At 41.6% G+C, this 1,228-nt stretch carries 1 protein-coding gene; it reads left to right on the top strand.

Going from position 1 to position 1,228, the window contains the following annotated elements:
• Positions 1–83: 83 nt before the first annotated feature.
• Complete coding sequence (locus ACFIME_RS07070; RefSeq protein WP_375637057.1) at positions 84–1,172, top strand: DUF3792 domain-containing protein; 1,089 nt, start codon at positions 84–86, stop codon at positions 1,170–1,172.
• The last annotated feature ends 56 nt before the right edge of the window (positions 1,173–1,228 follow it).

Below are 1,228 nucleotides of genomic sequence, written 5' to 3'. Positions count from 1 at the left end.
TCCTTTTTAGCTGCTCTTTATCCCTTTTGGAACATAATTAGCAAAAAGGCATTGTATCTCCAGCATATTCAAGGAGATAAAACATGGAAACTCGCATTCCTGAAAACACACCATTTGATACGAATTTTTTAGGAGAAACAACTCTAGAAGAAAAATATTCATTCTTTCACACACCCATTTCATGGTCCGCAATCTTTGCGGGACTGGTGACGGCTCTTGCCACCTCAATCTGCCTCTCTTTTCTGGTCGCAGCTTTAGGCTTAAGCCAAATGGATTTCACTTCTTCATCCCCATTTGAAGGCTCTTTCCTCTCCTTTGGCGTGGGTTCCGTTATCGTTACACTGATTAGCTTAGCCTTGGGAGGCTTTGTAGCTGGACGTTTTGCTGAATCATCAGGGATTCTTCATGGCTTTCTCACTTGGGCTCTCATAACATTGCTGATGACCCTCCAAGCCATCCACGTGGTTTCTAGTACAGCAAAGATAGGAGCTAAAACGGCTTTAGAAAACAGCTCCATGGTCCAACAAACCGTAGACAGCCTAAAAAACAATATTTCCCCTATACTTGCAAAATTAAACAGTGAAAGTCTTGAAAAGTTTTTTGCAAAAAATAGTGACAATGATATCAATTTTGACCAACTTGGTAGTGAATTGCACTCCCTTCTCAATAAAAGTGACATTCCTGCTCTCAACCCTGATCGCTTGAAACAAACCTATCAAGCTGCACTCAATGATATTGGTTCTGCGATAAAAGCTTTCAAAAATGATCCTTCTCACTATCGCACCACTTTAAAAAATCTTGGTGAGCGCCTGTCTGATCGTGTAGAAGATCTCACAACAAAATTTGATCGAAGTGATATCATCAACGCGCTTATGAAGGATGGCATGACCCGTGCGGATGCACAAACAGCAGCCAACCATGCTGTTCAACTCTATCAAAGCGCAGAGGAAAAAACCGAAAAAGCCATCAAAGCCCTTGAAGAACAGGCAGAAACACTCTCAGACAATCTTGAGGATACGATCAAGGCAGCAAAAAACACTGCAACTAAAGCCACAAAAACAGCCTCCAATATGGGGTGGTGGGGCTTTTTAGGAAGTCTGGTAGGCGCCATTATTTCCAGTGTTTTTGGCTATTATGGTTATAGAAGCCGTAAGGACACTTTCATGCTTTAAAACTTCTACCTCTAAAGCAAATACATAAAAAGCTGCACGCATAGTGCAGCTTTTTT

Source organism: Bartonella sp. AP1QHHD, assembly GCF_042196265.1.
Classification (GTDB): Bacteria; Pseudomonadota; Alphaproteobacteria; order Rhizobiales; family Rhizobiaceae; genus Bartonella.
This window is presented reverse-complemented; position numbering and strand designations above follow the sequence as displayed.